Below are 3,813 nucleotides of genomic sequence, written 5' to 3' on the forward strand. Positions count from 1 at the left end.
TATCTAATATATCTATTCTCTCTGGTTTCGTCAAGGGGTTATCCAAAGTTTTTTTGCGGAGTGACTAAACTCCATCAATGCCTGATTCTGATTACGTTGTAAGCTATTCTTTGATCTGGAATATCGATAGCCTATATTCTCTCTCATGGCTTGATAAAAGTATTCCCTTGATTGTGTAACTTGCAAAAATTAATGAGGACGGCCGATTAAGGTTATACCGATTATTTATTTGTGAAGGTGCATATTAAGGTGCATATTAGAGTTGTCGGGAAATAGGACTATAAATTCATGAAAGCTTTATAAAATAAGCGTTTACAGCATTTTGTGCGGGAATGACTGTAGCCAGATGACACAAAGTCTTGATGAGAATCAGATTTTTAGCTTCATTATGTATGGGACTTACGGATAGACAGGAAAAACCAAATGTGGTGTATGCATTTCAGGCATTAAACCTTGATTTTCGGTACTTTTTGGGCGATACCTGCGGTGGGCTATGCGTACGCTATTTATCAAAGGATGATTGATCACAGCCTGAAACGACGTATTTTGGTTGATACACAATATGATGAATTTGTACAGTGCGTAAGTCCTAATGTATTTCAAATAATTATTTCCTGCCCTTGCTCCGTGAAACGAACGTCTTTAATCTCCCATTCTGTGTTACTAATTAAAGTCTTACGGAGACTACCAAATAAGGCAAACTGTTCGCAACTAGAAAGAGAAACAAACTGTCGCTGAGATTCAGGAGAGCGCCGCAAATCAACTGTAGCGATACCATTTTCAATTTGGATACGATAACCAGACAAGTCAAAGTCAGAGGTATCTTGTTGTTCTATAATTTTACCGATCGCAGCTGTTATGGTTTCTGTGGCTGGTAATGAAACTGGTTGCGGAATCAATGTTTGGCATTGAGAATCACTAGTATATAAGGTAACATTGGCAGTTGGGACGGTGGGAGTTTCCTTGGTGGGAGCAAGTGTTGTGGGAGGGGTGGTTAAAGTGCCACTAGGCTGTGCTGTTTCACTGTCAATATTGCCGGAACCAGAATTAACATTAGAACTACAGCTACTAAGGGCGATCGCTAGTATGATAAATGATAATATGTAATTTTTATTAATCATGTTGATATAAACGGTGTGATTGACTATTAACTTCAGTGGTACTAGGATCAATTCCGTATAATTTTACCAAAACTCTAAAAATTATTGCTGCACTTCTTTACAGTTTCTTATTATAGAAAGTAAAAACATGGCGAGAATCAACCTAAGTATGTAAATTTCTTGTCATTTAGCTCTTAGTAAAGTCTACACCCCCAAATTCAAGGCTAAAGTTCTGACTACAAACCTCTAATTATTTACGCCAACTTACTCATGAGATGTAGAAGCATTTTTCGGGGTTTATCTTCTTGTTTACTTGATTTATAAAAGTTAAAAATATTCATCCTCTAGGGAAAAATAGTTACTTACTGCGGATAATTTTGAAGTTAATTGTAGATTTGTAGTTTTCAACTCAAAGTTGGGCAATATGAATTAATGAGATTCACTTTATTGATTTAGGGGTAAATCAACAAAACTATGACTGGTGATCTGATTACTATTGATAAAAATGCTTATAACTCGCTTCAACAAGAGCTAATAGAACTGCGTCAGCGAGAAATCCGTAATAACCTGAAACATAGCCAAGAACAAATAAGCTTATTTATAGAGTATACACCAGCCGCGATCGCTATATTTGATTGTCAAATGCGATACTTGCTAGTAAGTCGGCGTTGGCGGGAAGATTACGGTTTAGGGGATGAAAATATTATTGGGCGTTCTCATTATGAAGTTTTCCCAAATCTTCCCCAGAATTGGCGGGAAATTCATCAACGCTGTTTGCTGGGAGCAGTTGAAAAATGTGATGAAGATACTTTTTTACGTATTGATGGCAAGAATGAGTGGCTGAAATGGGAAATACATCCTTGGTACAAAGACTCTGAGGAAGTCAGTGGTATCATCATGTTTACAGAAGTAATTACTACTCGTAAACAAACAGAACTTGCTCTGGCAAATTATGAACGACGTTTCCAAGACATTGCGGCTAATGTGCCTGGGGCAATTTTCCAGTTCACAATGCGTAATCATGTGTGGGTAGTAGACTACATGAGCGATTTTATTTGGGAACTTGCAGGTATAACCGCAGAGGAAATAACTAAGGATGTGAATAAATTTCTTGAGCGGATACATCCAGAAGATTTTAAAACCTGTATTGCTTCAGTAGTAGATGTAGTAGAAAATCCTCATCCCTGGCATTATGAGGGGCGATTAGTCAAGCCTAACGGCGAAATTATTTGGTGGAAAGGAGATTCAACTCCTATTCGTAATGAACAAGGAGAGATAATTTTCTGCGGAGTATTGTTAAATATTACTGAGATTAAGCAAAAAGAAGCAGAACTCCAACAACTGAATGAGGAGCTAGAAGCCAGAGTTGAGGAGCGAACTGCCGCTTTACTGCAAGCTGAAGCTAGGTGGCAAAGACTAGCTGATAATGTACCAGGAATGCTGTATGAATTTCGTCGTGATGTGGATGGCATCATGTCCTTTCCTTTTGTTTCTTCGGGATGTCAAAAAATTTTGGGACTACAAGTGGATGGCATCATGTCCTTTCCTTTTGTTTCTTCGGGATGTCAAAAAATTTTGGGACTACAACCAGAAGATATTAAAAAAGATGCAGCATTAGGTTTTCAGAATATTCACTCTGAAGATTTTCCAGGGTTTCAGTCAGCAGTGCTTGACTCTGCTCAAACTCTACAAAACTTTGAATATGAGTGGCGGACTCTCACTGGTTCCGGGGATTACAAATGGATTAAGGCCATTTCTCGCCCAGAACGGCAATCAGGGGGTGAAACTATTTGGTATGGCTGTTTTGTCGATATTCATGCGCGTAAACAAGCAGAACAAAAACTTGAGGAACAAGCACAGTTTTTACAAAGTATTTGGGAAGGTGTAGATTACGGAATTTTTGTTTTAGAAGTTCTCAATCAAGGGGAAGAATTTCGTTACATCAAGATTAATCCCACTATGTTGAGAATCAGTCCTATGCCTTTAGATTTATTTCCAGGAAAAATCATGGCAGAGGCACTACCTGCTGAAATGGCGGATGTTTATCGTCATTATTATAGGGAATGTGTTCAGTCTCGCAAAAGCATATTTTTTGAAGAGTCTTTTTCTGTTAATGGTCAAGAAACTTGGTGGTTGTTGAATGTTACACCTCTATTGAATAGTGCTTCCCAAGTGCATCAGCTTGTAGTGACGGTGACAGATATTACAGAACGCAAGCAAGCTGAAAGAGATCGACAAATGTTTGTTGCGTTAGTTGAAAATTGTAGTGATTTAATTGGTTGTGCTTCTCTGGAAGGACAATCTTTATTTGTGAATGAAGCCGGACTGAAGCTGGTGGGTATTGAAAATCCAGAAGATGTTCAACAATTCCAAATTATTGATTATCTTGTTCCTGAAGATAGAGAAGATATGCAGCAGCGAATTTTACCCATTGTCATGGAGCATGGTTTATGGCAAGGTGAATATCGCTTGAGAAATTTTCAGACTGGAGAAGCTATCCCGGCGGATTTTAACATATTTTTAGTGAAAAATTCTGATACTGGTGAGGCTTGGTGTTTGGCATCGGTAACACGTGATATTAGAGAACGGAAACAAGCTGAAATCAAATTACAGCAACAAACAGAAAATTTAGAAAATACTCTATACCAACTGCAAAACACCCAGAAATGTTGAATCTCGTTACAAAACTTTACATATTCAGGTATAGTAGTTT

Annotated in this window: 2 protein-coding genes; one reads left to right on the plus strand and one right to left on the minus strand. The window is 38.0% G+C overall.

Annotated features, from left to right (window positions below; genetic code table 11):
• Positions 1–599: 599 nt before the first annotated feature.
• The gene (locus ACM0OP_RS23815; RefSeq protein ID WP_414530884.1) at positions 600–1,121 is read right to left on the minus strand and encodes a sporulation/spore germination protein; all 522 of its coding nucleotides are present in this window, start codon (positions 1,119–1,121) and stop codon (positions 600–602) included.
• A gap of 453 nt (positions 1,122–1,574) precedes the next feature.
• Here ACM0OP_RS23815 and ACM0OP_RS23820 point away from each other — a divergent pair, with 453 nt between their 5' ends.
• On the plus strand, positions 1,575–3,773 hold the full coding sequence (locus ACM0OP_RS23820) for a PAS domain S-box protein (protein ID WP_414530885.1): 2,199 nt from the start codon (positions 1,575–1,577) through the stop codon (positions 3,771–3,773).
• The last annotated feature ends 40 nt before the right edge of the window (positions 3,774–3,813 follow it).

It is taken from the genome of Nodularia chucula CCY0103 (genome assembly GCF_963923915.1).
GTDB lineage: Bacteria > Cyanobacteriota > Cyanobacteriia > Cyanobacteriales > Nostocaceae > Nodularia > Nodularia chucula.